Source organism: Nocardia sp. NPDC051756 (genome assembly GCF_040681495.1).
In the GTDB taxonomy this organism is placed as follows: Bacteria; Actinomycetota; Actinomycetes; order Mycobacteriales; family Mycobacteriaceae; genus Nocardia.
Genome location: NZ_JBFAYV010000014.1, coordinates 152,395 through 170,026, shown reverse-complemented (window position 1 = coordinate 170,026; position 17,632 = coordinate 152,395). Strand labels below are relative to the sequence as shown.

Below are 17,632 nucleotides of genomic sequence, written 5' to 3'. Positions count from 1 at the left end.
CGCCCGGTCCCATTCCGAACCCGGAAGCTAAGCCTGCCAGCGCCGATGGTACTGCACTCGACAGGGTGTGGGAGAGTAGGACACCGCCGGAACATATTTCGCGAAAGCCCCTGACTTCGGTCAGGGGCTTTCGTCGTTTTCCGACCTTCCGCTCACCGGCCCGTCGAATGCCGTTCTCCGCGTGGTCGATACGCGGTAGGTTCGCCGGCCTAACCTCACCGCATCGACGTCGTTCGACGATGGAGGTGCCCGTGTTGGCCCGGATACTGCGTCTCGGTTTGCTGACCCTGTTCGCGGCAGCGCTGACCGCCTTGCCGCCCGCCGGCGCCGAACCCCAGCAGCTGCCGAACGAAATATTCGGCGGCACTTGGAAATCCGGCCACGTACAGGGCATCGCGATCGACACCCGCAACGGGTTCATGTACTTCTCGTTCACCGACCTGTTGGTGAAGACCGATCTGCGCGGAACGGTGCTCGGCACCCTGACCGGATTCACCGGCCACCTGGGCGATCTCGCCTTCGACGAGCGGGACGGCCGCGTCTACGGCTCACTGGAATACAAAGCCGCGCAAGCGTTCTACATCGCGATCATCGATGTCGACCGGATCACCGAACCGAACATGAACGCGGAATCCACCGGCATCGTCAGCACGGTGTATCTGCGCGAGGTGGTCGCCGACTACACCGCGGACATGAACGGCGACGGCAAGTTCGACGGCGACACGGCCGCGACCCCCGACCACCGCTACGGATGCAGCGGCATCGACGGCGTGGCCTTCGGGCCGGCCTTCGGCAGCCGCGACGGCGACCAGAAGCTCACCGTCGCCTACGGCATCTACGCCGAGAACAGCCGAAATGACAACGACTACCAGGTAATCCTCCAATACGACACCAGCCGCTGGCGCGATTACGAGCGGCCGCTCACCCAGCGATCCCCGCACACGAGCGGACCCGCGGCGCCCGACGGCAAGTACTTCGTCCGCACCGGAAACACCACCTTCGGTGTGCAGAACCTCGAGTTCGATCGGCACACCGGCAACTGGTTCCTGGCCGTCTACCCGGGCAAGAAGCCGCAGTTCCCCAACTACCCCTTCTTCATGATCGAGACGAAGCAGCAGCCCCAACGCCAGGACCTGATCGGACAAACCCGACCCGAACAGGCGCAAGTGCTGTCGCTGGCCCCGGGCGGCCAGCAGGATGACCGTTCCGGCACCCGAGGCTGGCAGTTCCACGCTCCATACGGATTGATCTCCTTGGGCGACGGCCGCTACTACGTCGCCACGTCCGGAACCGTGAAATCGGCTGGCAGCACCGAACAAACCGGCACCGCCCACCTGTATCGCTGGACCGGCCAAAGTCCCACGCCCTTCGAGAAGGTCGAGTAGCGACTTCAGAATTCGTTCACCCCATTGAGCCGGCGACCAGACATGCCTGCCCGAACAGCGCCTTGAGTTCACCCATCAACGCCGGCGAGGTAGCGACGCGGAACTTCGGATCGATCGCGAGCAACTGCGGTCCGGCCTTGCCGACGAGCCTGATCCGAACCTCTACCGACCCCGTGTGACGTTCGAGCGTCTCACGCAGCGTGCGCACATTCTCAGGTGTGCAGGCGGAGACCGGAATCGTCACAGTGACCGGGCTTCCCACGGCGAGCCCGCCCAGATCGGGAACCGTGACTTGATCGCCGAGCACAGACAGCCGGTTCTCCCGAATACTGACATGGGCCGAGACCACCACGACGGCATCCTCGGCTAGAACGGTCGCCGCCGAAGCGTAGGCCGCGGGGAAGAACAGAACCTCGGTGCTCGCATCCAGATCCTCCAACCGCACGATCGCCCACGGCTCACCCTTCTTCGTCACCCGTCGATCGATCGCAGCCACGATGCCGCCCACCAAGATCTGCCGACCGTGCGGTACCCGACCTTCGGCGATCGTGACGATGGGGGTATCACAACGAGCGGCGAGCAGATGCGCGACCGCATCGAGCGGATGGCCGGAGACATAGAGCCCCAACATCTCCCGTTCGAAGGCGAGCAGTTGCCGGTTGTCCCATTCGTGATCCGGCACCGGGACCTCGAAAACAGAACCGAGCGTATCGGCCGCATCGCTCTCGGCGGAGAACAGATCGAATTGCCCACGCGCGGCAGCCTTCTTGGTGTTCATCACCGCGTCGACCGCAGCCCCGTGGATCAGATGCAGCCCCTTACGCGGATGACCGAGCGAGTCGAAAGCACCCGCCTTGATCAACGATTCGACAACCTTCTTGGCACACCCGACCGCATCGACCTTCGCCAGGTAATCGGAGAACCCGCCGAACGCCCCGCCACGTTCCCGCGCCTGGACAATGGCCGCCACGACCGGCTCACCCACATTGCGGACAGCGCCGAGCCCGAACCGAATATCCTCTCCCACACTGGAAAACGTCCCCACGGAGTGATTGACATCAGGCGAGAGCACCCGGATACCGCGCTTACGGCAATCCGCCAGATAGATCGCCGACTTGTCTTTGTCGTCCCCGACGGATGTGAGGAGCGCGGCCATGAACTCCGCCGGATAGTTCGCCTTCAGATAGGCGGTCCAATACATCACCAGGCTGTAGCCCGCGGCATGCGACTTGTTGTAGGCGTAGCCGGCGAACGGCAGCACCGCATCCCACAGCGCCGTGATCGCCGCATCGCTGTATCCGTTGTCGCGCATGCCTTTCCGGAAGTTCTCGAATTCCATGGCGAGCACTTCCGGCTTCTTCTTGCCCATCGCGCGCCGCAGCAGATCGGCCTGCCCGAGCGAGTACCCGGCCACCCGCTGCGCCAATTGCATGATCTGCTCCTGATAGACGATCAGCGCGTAGGTTTCGGCCAGAATGTCTCGTAGCGGTTCGTCCAGTTCAGGGTGGATAGGCGTGACCGCCTCGCGTCCGTTCTTACGGTCGGCGTAGGCCCAGTGCGCACCGACCCCCATCGGCCCCGGCCGATACAGCGCGTTGGACGCGATCAGATCGTTGAACTCGGTGGGCGCCATCCGTAGCAACAGCTCCCGCATTCCGGCCGAATCCATTTGGAACACACCGAGATTGTCGCCACGGGCGAGCATCGCGTAAGCGTGTTCGTCATCGAGGGCGAGGGTGTCCAGGTCGATCTCGATACCGCGATTGGCGCGGATGTTGTCCAGGCAGTCCCCGATCACCGTCAGCGTGCGCAGCCCGAGAAAGTCCATCTTGAGCAACCCGATGTCCTCACACGACGGGTAGTCCCAGCCGGTGATGATCGCGCCGTCCTGCGGTCGCCGCCACAGCGGGACGGTGTCGAGCAGCGGCTCGTTGGACAGGATGACCGCACACGCGTGCACGCCGGCACCGCGGACGATTCCTTCCAATCCCACTGCGGTGTCATAGATTCGGCGCACATCCGGGTCGTTCTCGATCAGCGCCCGCACCTCGGCGGCCTCGCCGTAACGATCGTGCCCGCGGTCGGTGATGCCCGCGACCGAGATGTCCTTGGCCGCCACCGCGGGCGGCAACGCCTTGGTCATACGGTCGGCGATGGCGAACCCGGGCTGACCGAAATTCACCCGCGCGGCGTCCTTGATCGCCGCCTTCGTCTTGATCGTGCCGAAGGTGATCACCTGCGCCACCTTGTCCGCACCCCACCGATCGGTGGCGTAGCGGATCATCTCCCCGCGCCGCCGGTCGTCGAAGTCGATATCGATATCCGGCGCCGACGGTCGTTCCGGATTGAGGAACCGTTCGAACAGCAGCCCGTGCTCGATCGGATCGATATTGGTGATCGCCAGCGCATAGGCGACCAGCGAGCCCGCTGCCGAGCCTCGACCCGGACCGACGCGGATCCCCGCCTGCCGGGCATGCGCGACCAGATCGCCGACCACCAGGAAGTACGCGGGAAACCCTTTGTCTCGAATGATGTCCAGCTCGAATTCCGCACGCCGACGGTAGGTTTCGGGCACACCCGCCGGGAGCCGCCACCGCAGCCCCGCGTCGACCTCCCGACGCAGCCAACTGTCCTCGGTGTGACCGTCCGGCACCGGAAACACCGGCATCCGATCCCGGAACTCCCACACCTCGTCGTAGGGCTCGACCCGCTCGGCCACGGCGAGGGTCGCACCGCAGGCCCCGGGCACCTCGTCGTCCCAGAGCGCCCGCATCTCGGCCGCCGACTTGAGGTAGTAGCCGTCGCCGTCGAACCGGAATCGGGTCGGATCCGACAGCGTCTTCCCGGTCTGCACGCACAACATCGCCTCGTGCGCCGACGCCTGCTCCCGCAGCACGTAGTGACAGTCGTTGGTCGCCAACGGCGTCAGCCCGACCTTCGCGCCGACCGACAGCAGATCCGCCCGGACCCGGCGTTCGATGCTCAGCCCGTGATCCATCAGCTCGAGGAAGAAGTTCTCCGGCCCGAAGATCTCCCGCCACCGGCCCGCCGCGTCGTAGGCTGCGTCGAATTGCCCGAGCCGCAGCCGGGTTTGCACCTCACCGGATGGACAGCCGGTGGTCGCGACGATGCCCTCGGCGTGCTCGGCGATCAGTTCGGCGTCCATCCGCGGCCACTTGCCCAGCTGTCCTTCGAACGACGCCAGCGACGACAACTTGAACAGATTGCGCAGGCCGACCGCGTTTCTGGCGAACATCGACAGATGCAGGTACGCGCCCGAGCCCGACACGTCGTCGCCCTTCTGCGCCGGATCACCCCAGAACACCCGCTTGTTCGAGAACCGCGACTCGGGCGCGACATACGCCTCGATCCCGATGATCGGCTTGACCCCCGACCGCTTCGACTGCCGGAAGAACTCCGCCGCCCCGTACATGTTGCCGTGATCGGTCATCGCCACCGCAGGCATGCCGAGACGTTCGGCCTCGGCGAACAGCGGACCCATCTTCGCCATGCCGTCGAGCATCGAGTACTCGGTGTGGTTGTGTAGATGCACGAAAGACGCGCCTGTCATCGGATCACCTGTGCCCTCGACGAGAGTGGCGCTCGCTGTCCGGTTGTCCGAACAGTCGGGGCGCCACAGCTTTCGGCACCATGTGACCAGGTGAAATGCGGCCAGTCGAACAATAGACATGCTCGTGGATACAACTGATGGTTGTATATCGAGGTGATGACGACAGACCTCGACCTAGCCGCCGTCCGAGCTTTTGTCGCCGCGGCGGACCACCGCCAGTTCAGCCTGGCCGCCGACGTACTCGGGCTCAGCCAGCAGGCGATCTCCAAGCGCATCGTGAAGCTGGAAACCCAGTTGGGCGCAACGCTGTTCGAACGGATCCACACCGGGATCACCCCGACCACCGCCGGCGCCAGGCTGCTGCCGCACGCCAGGTCGTTACTGGCCATGGTCGGCGAGGCGGTCGCGGCCGTACGGGACAACCCGGGCCCGCTGCGGGTGGCCGTCCTCGGTGAGCGACAGGCCGCGATGCAGGCCTTACAGTTCTATCTCGACCGCCACCCCGGCACCGATACGGAGATCGTCCTGTCGAATGCCTTCACCACATCGCGCGACGCGTTACTGAGCGGTCGCGCGGACGCGGCGTTCGCCAGGGCACACGGCGGACCTCGTCCACTGCCCGCCCAGATTGCTGCCGCCCCAGCGTATTTGGAGCCACTGCACCTACTGGTCGGCCGAAATCATCCGCTCGCCGGTCGGCCCGCGGTGACGCTGCATGACATCCGTGCCTTCACTGTGTGGGTGCCCGGTGCCGCGGTCCCGTCCGAGTGGTCCGACTACTACCGGGACCTGAGCGATTTCAGCGGCATCGCAATCGACACGACCCGGCGGCCCGAGGTGCTCGGCAACCCCGACGCCACGCGCGGCCCCGCGCCCATCGAGATCCTGGTCGACCGGATCGCCGCGTCCGACACCCTGGCCACGTTCAGCGGTGACGGCTTCAAAAGCCCTTGGCACCCGCACATTCGGCGGGTGCCGATCGTGGATCCCACACCTGCCTACCCGCATGCGTTCCTGTGGGACGTCACCAACACCCACCCGGACCTGCCCGCCCTGGTCAGCCACTTCCGCGAGAACTACAACAGCGACATCGCGGCCGACTGCTGGATACCCGACCTCGACCGCGCCGTGTTCCCATTGGAGCCCCAGCCGGACACAGTGCGCGGATAACGCTATTTCCGGCCGCGCGCACCGAGTTCGGCATTGTCGGCGGCGGCCCGCCCGTCATCCCAGCCGTTGGCGTTGGGGATCGAGACACCGCGGTTGCGTACCGCCGGGAACAGGGTGTCGAAGGCCTTGTCCACCTTCAGCTGGTGCGAGGCGAGGACGGGTAGAAGTCGTTCGGCGTCAGCCGATTTCGCGATCGTCGCCTCGTTCGCCGCGGCCAGTCGCTCGCCGATTCGGGTGGCGTAGGCGATCAGGAACGACTTGCGGTAAGACCGGCTGCGGGAGTCGGCGCTGCGCTCGGTCTGGTTGCCGCTGGCGATCATCGCCCTGGTGGCCTGGACGAGCAGCGAGGTGGTCAGCAGCTCGATGACCTCCAGGTCGCCATCGTCGCCGACGATGGTCATGAACCCCCAGGCCGAGGAGAAGATCGCGCGGCAGCGGTTGGCGTCGGTGACCACGTCGACCAGCAGCGCTTTGGCGTCGACATAGGGCGTGTCCAGCCAGATCCGCGCTGCCCCAGGCAGATCGGGCATCGAGGTGTCCGCGTCGACCAGCACGCGATCGACCGCGTACTTGGTCATCAACTCTTGTGCTTTCGCCGAAAGCGCCTCGGCCTCATCCGGAAACGTGGTCGACTCGGCCTTCGCGAGCAACCCGCGGACCCGGCTCAGGATCTTCTCGTCGACATGGTGATGCGCCGAAGCGCTCGGTTGCGCGGTGCCGGGTAGCGGGCGAATGAGTTCGAGCCGCGGCAGCCGGATCAGCAGCGCCAGCGCTTGCACCACGGTGGTGACCGCCTCGACCGGGGTCAGCAGCTGCTTCGCCGCCCACTGTCCGAGGTGCGGCGCCGAGGACGACCACCAGACGACGGCATCGAGCGCGTCCACCTGCGTACGCCAGGTCTCGTCGACCGGTACGCCGGCGAACGGCTGCATATACGCGGCGATCACGTCGGTCAGCAGGGTGACCGCGTACTCGTCGACGTGCCGCCGCGCGGCCTGGTGCACGTCCTCGGGCAGCCAGCCGTGCTGAAAGACCCGGGTGATGATGTGCTGACCCGCGAGATCCGCGCCGTGCTCCACCTGTGCGCTCAGCGGACCGTCTCCGGCAAGTGCCGTCGCACAGCGTCCAGCCGCCGAGGATGCGCCTTGCGCGGTCTCCATCGCTGCCGCCATCAACGCATTGGCGATCTGCTCCGCGTCCACCGGAGCCGCGGACTCCTGCTGCGTAGACCAGGAAGCGCTGGCCGCGCCGTTCTCCGGCCGCCGCCCCGTACGTTTCCGCCGATTCTGTTTACCCATACCCGCCCCGTCCACATTCCAGCAGCGCCAAAACCCCTGGCAACGATAGGACACCCCACCGGCTTGCGGTCACCGGACTATCGGCTGGCGCCCGAGGCGGTCTTCCCCGCTGTCGTCGACGACGCGCTCACGGCCTGTCGCTGGCTGCCGGAACAGGGGTCGCGCCGCAGGAGGAGCACCTTCCTCCCGCAGGAGCCTGCCTGATCAGCGGTGCGTCGCTTGGGAAAGCGCTGTGGTCAGTTGGCGTGCGGCATCGAGGGTCGCCGAAATGTATTCGTCCCGTTCGGGTTTGGAGGCCTCGGAGCGCAGCGGGCCGAGCTGCACCTCGTAGGCGGCGGTGCCGGTCGCGTCGAAGGCGGGTGCGGCGAGGTAACTCACCGGAAGGGCGTCGTCGGAGTCCAATTCGGCTCTGGTGAACGGCCGTGACGTGAGCGCGGCGAGCTGGCGGAGGGCGCGGGTGCGCAGATGTGGTTGCAGCAGTTCGGATCCCACCGCGCCGAGCAGATCGGCGAGCAGGTCGACCATGCCCGCGTCGTCGGCGCGCGGCCGGAAGACGGCGACCCCACGGTCGCGGACGAGCGCGAGCAACGTGCCGGCTGTGCGCCGGTCCGCACCGGCGGCGGTCGCGGTCCAGGCGTTCTGCTCGCTCGCCGAACGCCACGGCATCACGCTCGCCCCGGCCGGGAACTGGAGTGGAATGCGATGTCCGGCAGGGATTCCCGGCACGACCCGGTCGGTGCCGTGCCGGACGTCGAGCACGGTGAGCCGGTCGGGCTCGATCCGGCTGAACGTCGCCCCGGAGCCCGTCCGTGCCGCGAGCGTCGCGAGGATCGCGCCGACTCCGTGGGGGAGTGCGGCACCGGGCAGTCCGGCCAGGGCCGGGCCGATCACATACCCGCGGTGCGCGTCCCGGCCGACCCACCCGGCCGCGTCCAGCTCGGTCAGGATCGCGGTGGCCGTCGCCCGGGCGATGTCGAGCCGCTCGGCGATCCCAGCGATGCTGATCGGTTCGGTGGACGTAGCGAGCAGTGAAACGATGTCGACGACACGGCGCGTCGGCGGGGACGCGGATCGGTCCGGCATGACGGAACCCCTTGTTTCTGCTCGGGCGAGCGACCTACTATGTGTCGAATATTAGTGCATTGATTGTCGAATATTCGACAACCGCAGGTCTGCGTGGGGTCGGGACGGCATGGATGGAGCGCGAATGATTCTGGATCGGTTCCGCATAGACGGGCAGGTCGCCATCGTGACGGGCGCGGGCCGCGGCCTGGGGGCGGCGATCGCGGTGGCGTTCGCCGAGGCGGGCGCGGACGTCGTCATCGCGGCCCGCACCAAGAGCCAGTTGGACGAGGTCGCCGAGCGGATCACCGCGGTGGGCCGCCAGGCGCACGTGGTGCCCGCGGACCTGAGCGATATCGAGGCCACCGCGGCGCTGGCCGCGATCGCGGTGGAGCGGTTCGGCCGGCTCGACATCGTGGTCAACAATGTCGGCGGCGCCATGCCGTGCCCGCTGCTCGACACCACCCCGCAGGCGCTGGTGGACGCGTTCAACTTCAACGTCACCAACGCGCACGCCCTCGTCCGGGCGGCGGTGCCGCGCATCCTCGAAACCGCCGGTGGCGGTTCGATTCTCAACATCACCTCGACCATGGGCAGGCTGCCTGGCCGGGCCTTCGCGGCATACGGCACCGCCAAGGCCGCCCTCGCGCACTACACCAAACTCGCTGCCCTGGACCTGAATCCGCGCATCCGGGTGAATGCCATTGCGCCGGGCTCGATCCTGACCTCTGCCTTGGAGATCGTCGCGAGCAACGACGCGATGCGCACCCAATTGGAAACCAAGACACCGCTGCACCGCATCGGCGACCCCGAAGACATCGCCGCGGCCGCCCTCTACCTGGTGTCCCCGGCCGGCAAGTACGTCACGGGCAAGATCCTCGAACCCGACGGCGGCCTGATCACCCCGAACCTCGACCTCCCGATTCCGGATCTGACATGACCTATCGCGTAGTGCAGTGGGGCACCGGCAATGTCGGCAGGCACGCCCTGGCCGGCGTCATCGCCAACCCCGACTTGGAACTGTCCGGCGTATGGGTCTCCGGCCCGAAGAAGGACGGAGCGGACGCCGGAAGCCTTGCCGGGCTCGAACATCCGGTCGGCGTGACCGCGACGACGGACACCGAGGCGATCCTCGCCGCGAAACCCGACTGCGTCGTCTATTGCTCGATGACGGACAACCGCCTGATGGACGCCATCGGCGACCTGCAACGAATCCTCAGGGCCGGAATCAATGTCGTCGCGTGCGCCCCGGTGTTCTTCCAGTACCCCTACGGCGTCCTGCCCGACGAACTGTTGAAGCCGATACAGGACGCTGCGGCGCAGGGCAATTCGTCGCTGTGGGTCAACGGCATCGACCCGGGCTTCGCCAACGACCTACTGCCGCTTGCCCTCGCGGGTACCTGCCTGCGCATCGACGAACTCCGCTGCATCGAGATCGTCGACTACGCCAGCTACGACAACCGCGAGGTCATGTTCGACATCATGGGATTCGGCAAACCGCTCGACGACATCCCGATGCTGCTCCAGCCCGGCGTGCTGTCCCTCGCCTGGGGCGGCACCGTCCGTCAGCTCGCCGCGGGCATCGGCGTCACGTTGGACGCCGTCACCGAGACCTACCAGCGCATCCCGGCCACCCACGCCTTCGACATCGCCACCGGCCACATCGCCGAAGGCACCGCCGCCGCACTGCGTTTCGAGGTGCGCGGCATGGTCGGCGACACCCCGGTCACGGTCCTCGAACACATCACCCGCCTGCACCCCGACCTCTGCCCGGACTGGCCGCAACCCGCCCACCACGAGGGCTCCTACCGCGTGGAGATCACCGGCGAACCCAGTTACGCCATGGATTTGGTGACCTCCAGCCACAACGGCGACCACAACCACGCCACCCTGCTCGCCACCGCCATGCGCATCGTCAACGCCATCCCCGCGGTGGTCGAGGCGCCCGCGGGCATCCTGACCGCCCTTGATCTGCCGCTGATCACCAAACCAGCACAGCGGTAACCCTATTCGCGCGCTCGATACCGTTCGAGCAATCGCACGTGCGCCGGCTCGAGTTCCTCGACCGAGCCGACGCCGAGCAGCTTCATGGTCCGGACGACCTGCGTGCGGAAAATCTCGATGGTGCGGTCGACCCCGGCCTCACCACCGGCCATCAACCCGTACAGGTAGGCCCGCCCGATCAGGGTGAAGCGTGCGCCGAGCGCGAGGGCGGCGACGATGTCGGCGCCGTGCATGATGCCGGTGTCGAGGTGGATCTCCAGGTCGTCGCCCACCTCGCGGACCACGCTGGGCAGCAGGTGCAGCGGGACGGGCGCGCGATCCAGTTGCCGCCCACCGTGATTGGACAGGACGACGCCGTCGACGCCGAGCCCGGCCAGGCGCTTGGCGTCGTCCACCGTCTGCACGCCCTTCACCAGCAGCTTGCCCGGCCAGGTTTCCCGGATCCAGGCCAGGTCGTCGAAGGTGACGGTCGGATCGAACATGACGCCGATCAGGTCGGCCACCGTCCCCGACCAGCGATCCAGCGAGGCGAACGACAGCGGCTCGGTGGTGAGGAAGTCCCACCACCACGATGGCTTGCGCAAGGCGTCGAACGCGCCGGTCAGCGTGATCGACGGCGGGATGGTCATGCCGTTGCGCACGTCGCGCATCCGGTTTCCGGCCACCGGCACGTCGACCGTGACGACCAGTGTGTCGAATCCCGCGTTGCCGGCGCGCTCGACCAGCGCCAACGAGCGATCACGGTCGGTCCACATGTAGAGCTGGAACCAGTTGCGGGCGTCGGCGCCGGTTCGTGCGGCGACGTCTTCGATCGCGGTGGTTCCCATGGTGGACAACGTGAACGGGATGCCCGCGCGTTCAGCCGCCCGCGCTCCCGCCAATTCGCCCGCCGTGTGCAGCATTCTGGTGAACCCGGTGGGCGCGATACCGAACGGCAGCGCGGAAGTCCGGCCGAGCACCTGGACCGACGGGTCGGCCTTGCTGACGTCGCGCAGGATCGCCGGCCGGAACTCGATGTCGGAGAACGCTTCCCGCGCTCGCGCGAGGCTGAGTTCGGCATCGGCGGCGCCGTCGGCGTAGTCGAACGCGACCTTCGGCGTGCGCTTGCGCGCCAGTTCGCGCAGATCCCAGATCGTCTGCGCGCGAGCGAGTTTGCCTGCCCGCCCGCCGAACGGACGCTTGAACTTGACCAGCGGCGCCAGCTCGCGCGGCCGCGGCAGCCTGCGCGCGGTCATCGCGCCGCCCCGGCCACCTGCGCCGCCGCACGCAAGCGCAGGGAGTGCATCCCGCCGTCGACCTCCAGCATCGTCGCGGTGATGGACGCGGCCGCCGGACCGGCCAAATAGGTGACCGCCCCGGCGACTTCCTGAGCCGTGACGAGCCGCCCGTGCGGCTGCCGGGCCTGTAGCGCGGCCAGCTCGGCATCGGAATCCGCGCTCGACGCCAGAAGTCGCTGCACCCAGGGCGTGTCGACGGTGCCGGGATTGACGCAGTTCACCCGAACGCCCTCCCGGAGATGGTCGGCGGCCATCGCACGAGTGAGGGAGAGGATCGCGCCCTTGCTCGCGCTGTAGACCGCGCGGTCCGGCAGCCCGGTGGTGGCCGCGATCGAGCAGATGTTCACGATCGCCGCGGCCGGCGACCGGCGCAGAGAGGGGAGTGCGGCGCGGGAAACGCGCACCGTGCCGAACACATTGACCTCGAACACCCGCCGCCATTCGTCGTCGGGGTTGTCCGCGATGGTTCCCTGCGCGCCGATGCCCGCATTGTTGACCAGGATGTCGATCCGGCCGAAGGTGTCGACGACGCCCGCGATCGCGCCGCGCACCGAGTCGTCGTCGGCGACATCGCACCGCAGCGCGACCTCCGAGGCGTCGGCGGGGTTCAGATCGAGGACGGCCACCCGTGCGCCGGCCGCGGCGAGCGACTCGGTGACCGCCTTCCCGATGCCGGACGCGCCCCCGGTAACCACTGCTACCAGTCCGTCGAGCGGGTCATGCGACGACATACCGACCACCTTCTCACCTCGGTTCCGGTGCGCGAGGCACGTCACCGGACAGGTCCGATGTTTAATACCGGCGAACATAACACCAATCCGCGCGGCTCGCGCCAGATTGCCACTGCGCAACCAGGATTGACGAATCTTCCATCTCACGTTGCGCGAACAGACATCCGATGTATAGTCGTGACCCAGATCACTATCTGGAACGAGGATCCCCCCATGGCGCACCTCACGGCGCTGGACACCTTAGACGTCCGGTTCCCGACGTCGCGCGAGCTGGACGGCTCGGACGCGATGAACCCCGACCCCGACTATTCCGCCGCTTACGTGATCCTGCGGACCGACGATCCGACGGGTCCGCAGGGGCACGGATTCGCGTTCACCATCGGGCGCGGCAACGATGTGCAACGGGTCGCGATCCAGTCGCTCGAGCATCTGGTGCTCGGCCGCTCGGTGGCCGAAATCGCCGGGAACCTCGGAGGATTCGCCCGCGACCTCGCCGCCGATTCCCAATTGCGTTGGCTCGGACCGGAGAAGGGCGTCATGCATATGGCGGTCGGCGCGGTACTCAACGCCGCGTGGGACCTCGCCGCCAAGCTGGCCGGAAAACCGGTGTGGCAGTTGGTCGCTGAGATGTCGCCGGAGCAGATCGTCGACCTGATCGACTTCCGCTATCTGACCGACGCGCTCACCCCGGTCGAGGCGTTGGCGATCCTCCGCCGGGCCGAGCCGGGTAAGACCGAGCGGACGGCTCGGCTGCTGGACATCGGATATCCGGCCTATACGACCTCGCCGGGCTGGCTCGGCTATTCCGACGACAAGCTGGCCCGGCTGGCCCGGCAGGCGGTGGCCGACGGGTTCGGCACCATCAAGATCAAGGTCGGCCGCGACGTCGAGGAGGACGTGCGCCGGATCAAGGTGGCCAGGGAGGCGATCGGACCCGACATCGGGCTGGCCGTCGACGCGAATCAGCGCTGGGACGTCGACGCCGCCGTGGACTGGATTTCGCGCCTGGCGCAGGCGAATCCGGCCTGGGTCGAGGAGCCGACCAGTCCGGACGACATCCTCGGCCACGCCGCGATCCGCAAACGCGTTGCCCCGGTGCGGATCTCGACCGGCGAGCACGGCCAGAACCGGATCTTGTTCAAACAGCTGCTGCAAGCCGGCTCGGTGGACATCTTGCAGATCGACGCGGCCAGGGTGGCCGGCGTGAACGAGAATCTGGCGATTCTGTTGCTGGCCGCCAAGTTCGGCGTTCCGGTGGTGCCGCACGCGGGCGGCGTCGGACTGTGTGAACTGGTCCAGCACCTGGCGATGATCGACTACGTCGCGATCACCGGAACCACCGACGACCGCGCGATCGAATTCGTCGACCATCTGCACGAGCATTTCCGGCATCCGGTGCGCGTGGTCGGCGGCCGCTACCGCGCCCCGCGCGAGCCCGGTTTCAGCGCGGAGATGCGGCCGGACTCGTTGCGCGACTTCACCTATCCGACCGGAGCCGCGTGGCGCGCGGATCCGCAGGTCCGCCCGACCCGACAGCAGGAGAACTCATGAAAACCGCCAGCCTCATCGGCGTAGCCCTCGGCGCCACACTGGTCATCGCCGCCGGTGCTGCCTGCACCCGGGAGTCCACCGGGACCGGTCCCGGCGCACCCGTCGTCACCGTGGGCAGCGGCGCCGACAACGGTGTGCTGGTCGGCGCGGACCAGCCCCGCTCGGACTCCGACTTCTGGAGCGCCTACGCGGGCTACCTGGGCCCGAAAGCGGCTGCCGCGGGGGTGAAGCTGGAGAACACTTCCTCCGACAACGACGCGAACCGCCTCAAATCGAACGTCGACACCCTGCTGTCCAAGAACGTCAAGGCGATCATCATGGCGCCGCAGGACACCGCCGCGGTGAAGCCCGCCCTCACCGCGGCCGCCGCCAAGAACGTGCCGGTGGTCAGCGTGGACACCCGGCCGGACAGCGGCGGCGTGTACATGGTCGTGCGCGCGGACAATCGCGCCTACGGCACGAAGTCGTGCATCTACCTCGGTGAAACCCTCGAGGGCGCAGGCAAAGTCGTCGAATTCCAGGGCGACCTGAGTTCGATCAACGGACGCGATCGGTCCGAGGCGTTCGCGGAGTGCATGAAGACGCGATACCCCGGCATCAAGGTGATCGAGATCCCCACCGACTGGAAGGGCGACCGCGCCGTCTCGGGCCTCCAGGACAAGCTGCTGACCGACCCCGACATCAACGGCATCTACATGCAGGCGGGCGGCGTATTCCTGCAATCGACGATGGCGCTGCTGCGGCGCAGCAACAAACTGGTGAAAGCCGGTGCGCCTGGGCACATCACGATCGTGTCGAACGACGGCATCAAGGCCGAGCTGGACGCCATCGAGGCGGGCGAGATCGACGCGACCATCTCCCAGCCGGCCGACCTCTACGCGCAGTACGCGGCGTTCTACGCCAAGGCCGCCGTCGACGGCCGCAAGTTCAGCCCGGGACCGACCGACCACGGCTCGACGATCATCGACACCGGCGTCGGCGGCACGCTCGAGGATCAGCTGTCCGCGCCCGTCGTCACCCGAAACGGCGGCAAGGTCGGCGAACTCGACACGGTGAACACCACCGCGCCCGGTCTGTGGGGTCACGGCGGATGACCGGCGAACCGATCGCCGAGGCGATCGACGTGTCGAAACGGTTCGGCCGCAACGTGATCGCGCTCGACCGGGTCGGCCTGCGGGTCGAGGCGGGCCGGACGCACGCGCTGGTGGGGCGCAACGGCGCCGGGAAGTCGACCCTGGTCTCGATTTTGACCGGACTCGCGACTCCCGATGCGGGGGAGGTGCGCTTCAACGGTCTCCCGGCGCCGTCGCCCGCCGACCGGGACGGCTGGCGGTCCCGGGTGGCGTGCGTGTATCAGAAGTCGACGATCATCCCGGATCTGTCGGTGGCGGAGAACCTGTTCGTGAACAGCCAGGGTTTCGGCGGCCGAATCATCAACTGGCGCAAGGTGCGTGGGCGAGCCCGCGAGCTGCTCGACACCTGGTCGGTGCCGGTCGAGGTGGATACCGTCGCCCGGGACCTGTCCGTGGAGCATCGCCAGCTGGTCGAGATCGCGCGATCGCTCTCGCACGGGGCCCGTTTCATCATCCTGGACGAGCCGACCGCGCAACTCGACGGACCCGCGATCAAGCGGCTGTTCGGCCGCATCGAGGACTTGCAGAAGCAGGGCGTCACCTTCCTGTTCATCTCCCACCACCTGGACGAGACCTACGAAATCTGCCAGGACATCACCGTTTTCCGGGATGCCAGGCACGTGGTGACCGCGCCGGTCGCCGACCTCGGTAAGCGGGAACTCATCGCCGCGATGACCGGCGATTCGGTGGAGCTCGAGACACCGGTCGCGCGGCGCGACCCCGACCAGACGGCCGCGCCGACGCTGCGGGTCGAAGGGCTCGCGCGGGCAGGCGAATTCGATCACGTGGCGTTCGAGGTCAGGCCGGGGGAGATCGTCGGCCTCGCGGGTGGCGGCAGCAGCGGCCGGATCGAGGTCGCCGAGACCATCGTCGGATTACACAGGGCGACCGCCGGTTCCCTCTTCGTCTCCGGCAATCGGTTGCGCCGCAGCGGAGTGCACGCCGCGCTCGAAGCGGGGATCGGTTTCGTGCCGCGCGATCGGCACGACGAAGGCCTGATCCCGGAGATGAGCGTCGCCGACAACGCCACCTTGACCGTGCCCCGTCAGCTGGGTCGGCTGGGTCTGCTGTCCCGCCGAGCCCGGAACTCGGTGGCGGGCAAGGTCATCGACGATCTGGGCATCAAGACCGATGGCCCCGACCAGAGCGTCGCCGAACTGTCCGGCGGCAATCAGCAGAAGGTGGTGTTCGCTCGCGCGCTCGCCACCGACCCCGCGGTGCTGGTGCTGATCACGCCGACGGCGGGCGTCGACGTCCGGTCGAAGGAGACGCTGCGCGGCGTCGTGCGCGACGCCGCGGACCGGGGGACCGCCGTCCTGGTCGTCTCCGACGAGCTGGACGATCTGCGGGACTGCGATCGGGTCCTGGTGATGGTGCAGGGCCGGATCGTGCAGGAATTCGAGCAGGGCTGGGGCGACAAGGAACTCGTCGCCGCGATGGAAGGACTCTCATGACCGCGATCGCTGCGACCCGGCGTCGGCCGGCCACGGTGCGCTGGGGTGCGCTGCGCGACTTCCTGCTCGTGCCGCCGATCCTGCTGGTGCTGGTGGTCGGATACTTCATCAACACCAACTTCGTCTCCTCGGCGAACCTGACCAATGTGCTGACCTCGATGAGCGGTATCGCGCTCATCGTGCTGGCCGAGGTGCTGGTGCTGGTGGTCGGGCGGATGGACCTGTCGCTGGAGTCGACGTTCGGGCTCGCCCCCGGCGTCGCGATCTGGGCGACCATGGGCACCGCGAAGGTCGGCGCCTACACCTGGACCGCACCGTGGATGGCCATTCCGATCGCCCTGCTGGTCGGCCTCGCGGTTGGTGCGCTGAACGGGGTGCTGATCGTCCGGTTCGGGTTGAACGGCTTCATCGTGACGCTGGCGATGCTCATCGCGCTGCGCGGGCTACTCACGTTCCTCACCGAGGGCTTCACCCTCACCAAGATTCCGCCGTCGGTCGAATGGCTCGGGAACACGCGGATATCGGGCGTACCGGTCGATGTGGCGCTCTGCTTGGCGCTGTTCCTCGTCGGCTATCTCGTGCTCACCTATACGACGGCCGGGCGTGCCCTCTACGCCGTCGGCGGAAACGAGGCCGCCGCGCGGGCCGCGGGCATCCGCACCGACAACGTCGTCATCGCCGTGCTGATCGTCGCGGGCGGGCTCGCCGCGATCGGTGGGCTCATCTACTCGGGGCAGTTCGCCAGCGTGCAGGTGAGCCAGGGCGATGGGATGATCTTCCAGGTGTTCGCGGCCTGTGTGATCGGCGGTGTGGCACTCAACGGCGGGCGCGGGTCGGTGCTCGGCGCGTTCTTCGGCGTGCTGATTCTGACGCTGATCCAGAAGCTGCTGTCCTACGGCGGAGTCAGCGCCGATTCGCTGAAGTTCATCAACGGTGCGCTGATCCTGGTCGCCCTGGTGATCACTCGCATCGCCAGCGGGCGACGGCAGGAGTGAG

The 17,632-nt window shown here is 67.4% G+C and carries 14 protein-coding genes and 1 rRNA gene; 10 read left to right on the top strand and 5 right to left on the bottom strand.

Translation table 11 applies throughout. From position 1 onward, the window contains the following. Both rrf and AB0M22_RS41270 read left to right on the top strand, forming a co-directional pair. A 5S ribosomal RNA gene (gene rrf / locus AB0M22_RS41275) occupies positions 1–92 on the top strand; the annotation flags it as partial. 159 nt (positions 93–251) lie between these two features. After that, positions 252–1,385 (top strand): hypothetical protein, encoded by a 1,134-nt coding sequence (locus tag AB0M22_RS41270; protein WP_364738549.1) that lies wholly within the window; start codon positions 252–254, stop codon positions 1,383–1,385. Positions 1,386–1,401: 16 nt separating this feature from the next. Here the strand turns inward: AB0M22_RS41270 and dnaE are convergent, their stop codons facing one another. Next, positions 1,402–4,956, bottom strand: a complete 3,555-nt coding sequence (gene dnaE / locus AB0M22_RS41265; RefSeq protein WP_364738547.1) for a DNA polymerase III subunit alpha — start codon at positions 4,954–4,956, stop codon at positions 1,402–1,404. 156 nt (positions 4,957–5,112) lie between these two features. Between dnaE and AB0M22_RS41260 the strand changes: the two genes are divergently transcribed. After that, positions 5,113–6,126 (top strand): LysR family transcriptional regulator, encoded by a 1,014-nt coding sequence (locus AB0M22_RS41260; protein ID WP_364738545.1) that lies wholly within the window; start codon positions 5,113–5,115, stop codon positions 6,124–6,126. Positions 6,127–6,128: 2 nt separating this feature from the next. On the opposite strand, the gene AB0M22_RS41255 is transcribed toward AB0M22_RS41260, so the two are convergent. Further along, on the bottom strand, positions 6,129–7,424 hold the full coding sequence (locus tag AB0M22_RS41255) for a DUF2786 domain-containing protein (RefSeq protein WP_364738543.1): 1,296 nt from the start codon (positions 7,422–7,424) through the stop codon (positions 6,129–6,131). Between the two features lie 63 nt (positions 7,425–7,487). Here AB0M22_RS41255 and AB0M22_RS41250 point away from each other — a divergent pair, with 63 nt between their 5' ends. Continuing rightward, a complete protein-coding gene (locus AB0M22_RS41250; RefSeq protein ID WP_364738541.1) occupies positions 7,488–7,628 on the top strand; it encodes an alpha/beta hydrolase fold domain-containing protein in 141 nt (46 codons plus the stop codon). Here AB0M22_RS41250 and AB0M22_RS41245 read toward each other — a convergent pair whose 3' ends face one another. After that, positions 7,629–8,507, bottom strand: a complete 879-nt coding sequence (locus AB0M22_RS41245) for a helix-turn-helix domain-containing protein (RefSeq protein ID WP_364738539.1) — start codon at positions 8,505–8,507, stop codon at positions 7,629–7,631. A 124-nt stretch (positions 8,508–8,631) separates the two neighbouring features. Here AB0M22_RS41245 and AB0M22_RS41240 point away from each other — a divergent pair, with 124 nt between their 5' ends. Both AB0M22_RS41240 and AB0M22_RS41235 read left to right on the top strand, forming a co-directional pair. Then, positions 8,632–9,426, top strand: a complete 795-nt coding sequence (locus AB0M22_RS41240) for an SDR family oxidoreductase (RefSeq protein ID WP_364738537.1) — start codon at positions 8,632–8,634, stop codon at positions 9,424–9,426. Further along, the gene (locus tag AB0M22_RS41235; protein WP_364738535.1) at positions 9,423–10,490 is read left to right on the top strand and encodes a diacylglycerol kinase; all 1,068 of its coding nucleotides are present in this window, start codon (positions 9,423–9,425) and stop codon (positions 10,488–10,490) included. The genes AB0M22_RS41240 and AB0M22_RS41235 overlap by 4 nt, the downstream gene beginning before the upstream one ends. A 2-nt stretch (positions 10,491–10,492) precedes the next feature. Here the strand turns inward: AB0M22_RS41235 and AB0M22_RS41230 are convergent, their stop codons facing one another. Then, a complete protein-coding gene (locus AB0M22_RS41230) occupies positions 10,493–11,725 on the bottom strand; it encodes an alpha-hydroxy acid oxidase (protein ID WP_364738533.1) in 1,233 nt (410 codons plus the stop codon). Continuing rightward, positions 11,722–12,498 (bottom strand): SDR family oxidoreductase, encoded by a 777-nt coding sequence (locus AB0M22_RS41225; protein WP_364738531.1) that lies wholly within the window; start codon positions 12,496–12,498, stop codon positions 11,722–11,724. The genes AB0M22_RS41230 and AB0M22_RS41225 overlap by 4 nt, the downstream gene beginning before the upstream one ends. A gap of 213 nt (positions 12,499–12,711) precedes the next feature. Here AB0M22_RS41225 and AB0M22_RS41220 point away from each other — a divergent pair, with 213 nt between their 5' ends. Genes AB0M22_RS41220 through AB0M22_RS41205 form a run of 4 tightly spaced genes read left to right on the top strand, consistent with a single transcriptional unit; the run spans position 12,712 to position 17,631 of the window. Beyond that, the gene (locus AB0M22_RS41220) at positions 12,712–14,049 is read left to right on the top strand and encodes an enolase C-terminal domain-like protein (RefSeq protein ID WP_364738530.1); all 1,338 of its coding nucleotides are present in this window, start codon (positions 12,712–12,714) and stop codon (positions 14,047–14,049) included. Continuing rightward, the gene (locus AB0M22_RS41215; protein ID WP_364738528.1) at positions 14,046–15,143 is read left to right on the top strand and encodes a sugar ABC transporter substrate-binding protein; all 1,098 of its coding nucleotides are present in this window, start codon (positions 14,046–14,048) and stop codon (positions 15,141–15,143) included. The genes AB0M22_RS41220 and AB0M22_RS41215 overlap by 4 nt, the downstream gene beginning before the upstream one ends. Continuing rightward, on the top strand, positions 15,140–16,636 hold the full coding sequence (locus AB0M22_RS41210) for a sugar ABC transporter ATP-binding protein (RefSeq protein ID WP_364738526.1): 1,497 nt from the start codon (positions 15,140–15,142) through the stop codon (positions 16,634–16,636). The genes AB0M22_RS41215 and AB0M22_RS41210 overlap by 4 nt, the downstream gene beginning before the upstream one ends. After that, positions 16,633–17,631: an ABC transporter permease gene (locus AB0M22_RS41205; protein ID WP_364738524.1), complete on the top strand. Its 999-nt coding sequence runs from the start codon at positions 16,633–16,635 to the stop codon at positions 17,629–17,631. Before AB0M22_RS41210 ends, AB0M22_RS41205 begins: the two co-directional genes overlap by 4 nt. Position 17,632: the final 1 nt, after the last annotated feature.

Coding starts and splice junctions, on each gene's coding strand:
- dnaE (WP_364738547.1), bottom strand. CDS start 4,956: ATGACAGGCGCGTCTTTCGTGCATCTACACAACCACACCGAGTACTCG.
- AB0M22_RS41260 (WP_364738545.1), top strand. CDS start 5,113: ATGACGACAGACCTCGACCTAGCCGCCGTCCGAGCTTTTGTCGCCGCG.
- AB0M22_RS41255 (WP_364738543.1), bottom strand. CDS start 7,424: ATGGGTAAACAGAATCGGCGGAAACGTACGGGGCGGCGGCCGGAGAAC.
- AB0M22_RS41245 (WP_364738539.1), bottom strand. CDS start 8,507: ATGCCGGACCGATCCGCGTCCCCGCCGACGCGCCGTGTCGTCGACATC.
- AB0M22_RS41240 (WP_364738537.1), top strand. CDS start 8,632: ATGATTCTGGATCGGTTCCGCATAGACGGGCAGGTCGCCATCGTGACG.
- AB0M22_RS41235 (WP_364738535.1), top strand. CDS start 9,423: ATGACCTATCGCGTAGTGCAGTGGGGCACCGGCAATGTCGGCAGGCAC.
- AB0M22_RS41230 (WP_364738533.1), bottom strand. CDS start 11,725: ATGACCGCGCGCAGGCTGCCGCGGCCGCGCGAGCTGGCGCCGCTGGTC.
- AB0M22_RS41225 (WP_364738531.1), bottom strand. CDS start 12,498: ATGTCGTCGCATGACCCGCTCGACGGACTGGTAGCAGTGGTTACCGGG.
- AB0M22_RS41220 (WP_364738530.1), top strand. CDS start 12,712: ATGGCGCACCTCACGGCGCTGGACACCTTAGACGTCCGGTTCCCGACG.
- AB0M22_RS41215 (WP_364738528.1), top strand. CDS start 14,046: ATGAAAACCGCCAGCCTCATCGGCGTAGCCCTCGGCGCCACACTGGTC.
- AB0M22_RS41210 (WP_364738526.1), top strand. CDS start 15,140: ATGACCGGCGAACCGATCGCCGAGGCGATCGACGTGTCGAAACGGTTC.
- AB0M22_RS41205 (WP_364738524.1), top strand. CDS start 16,633: ATGACCGCGATCGCTGCGACCCGGCGTCGGCCGGCCACGGTGCGCTGG.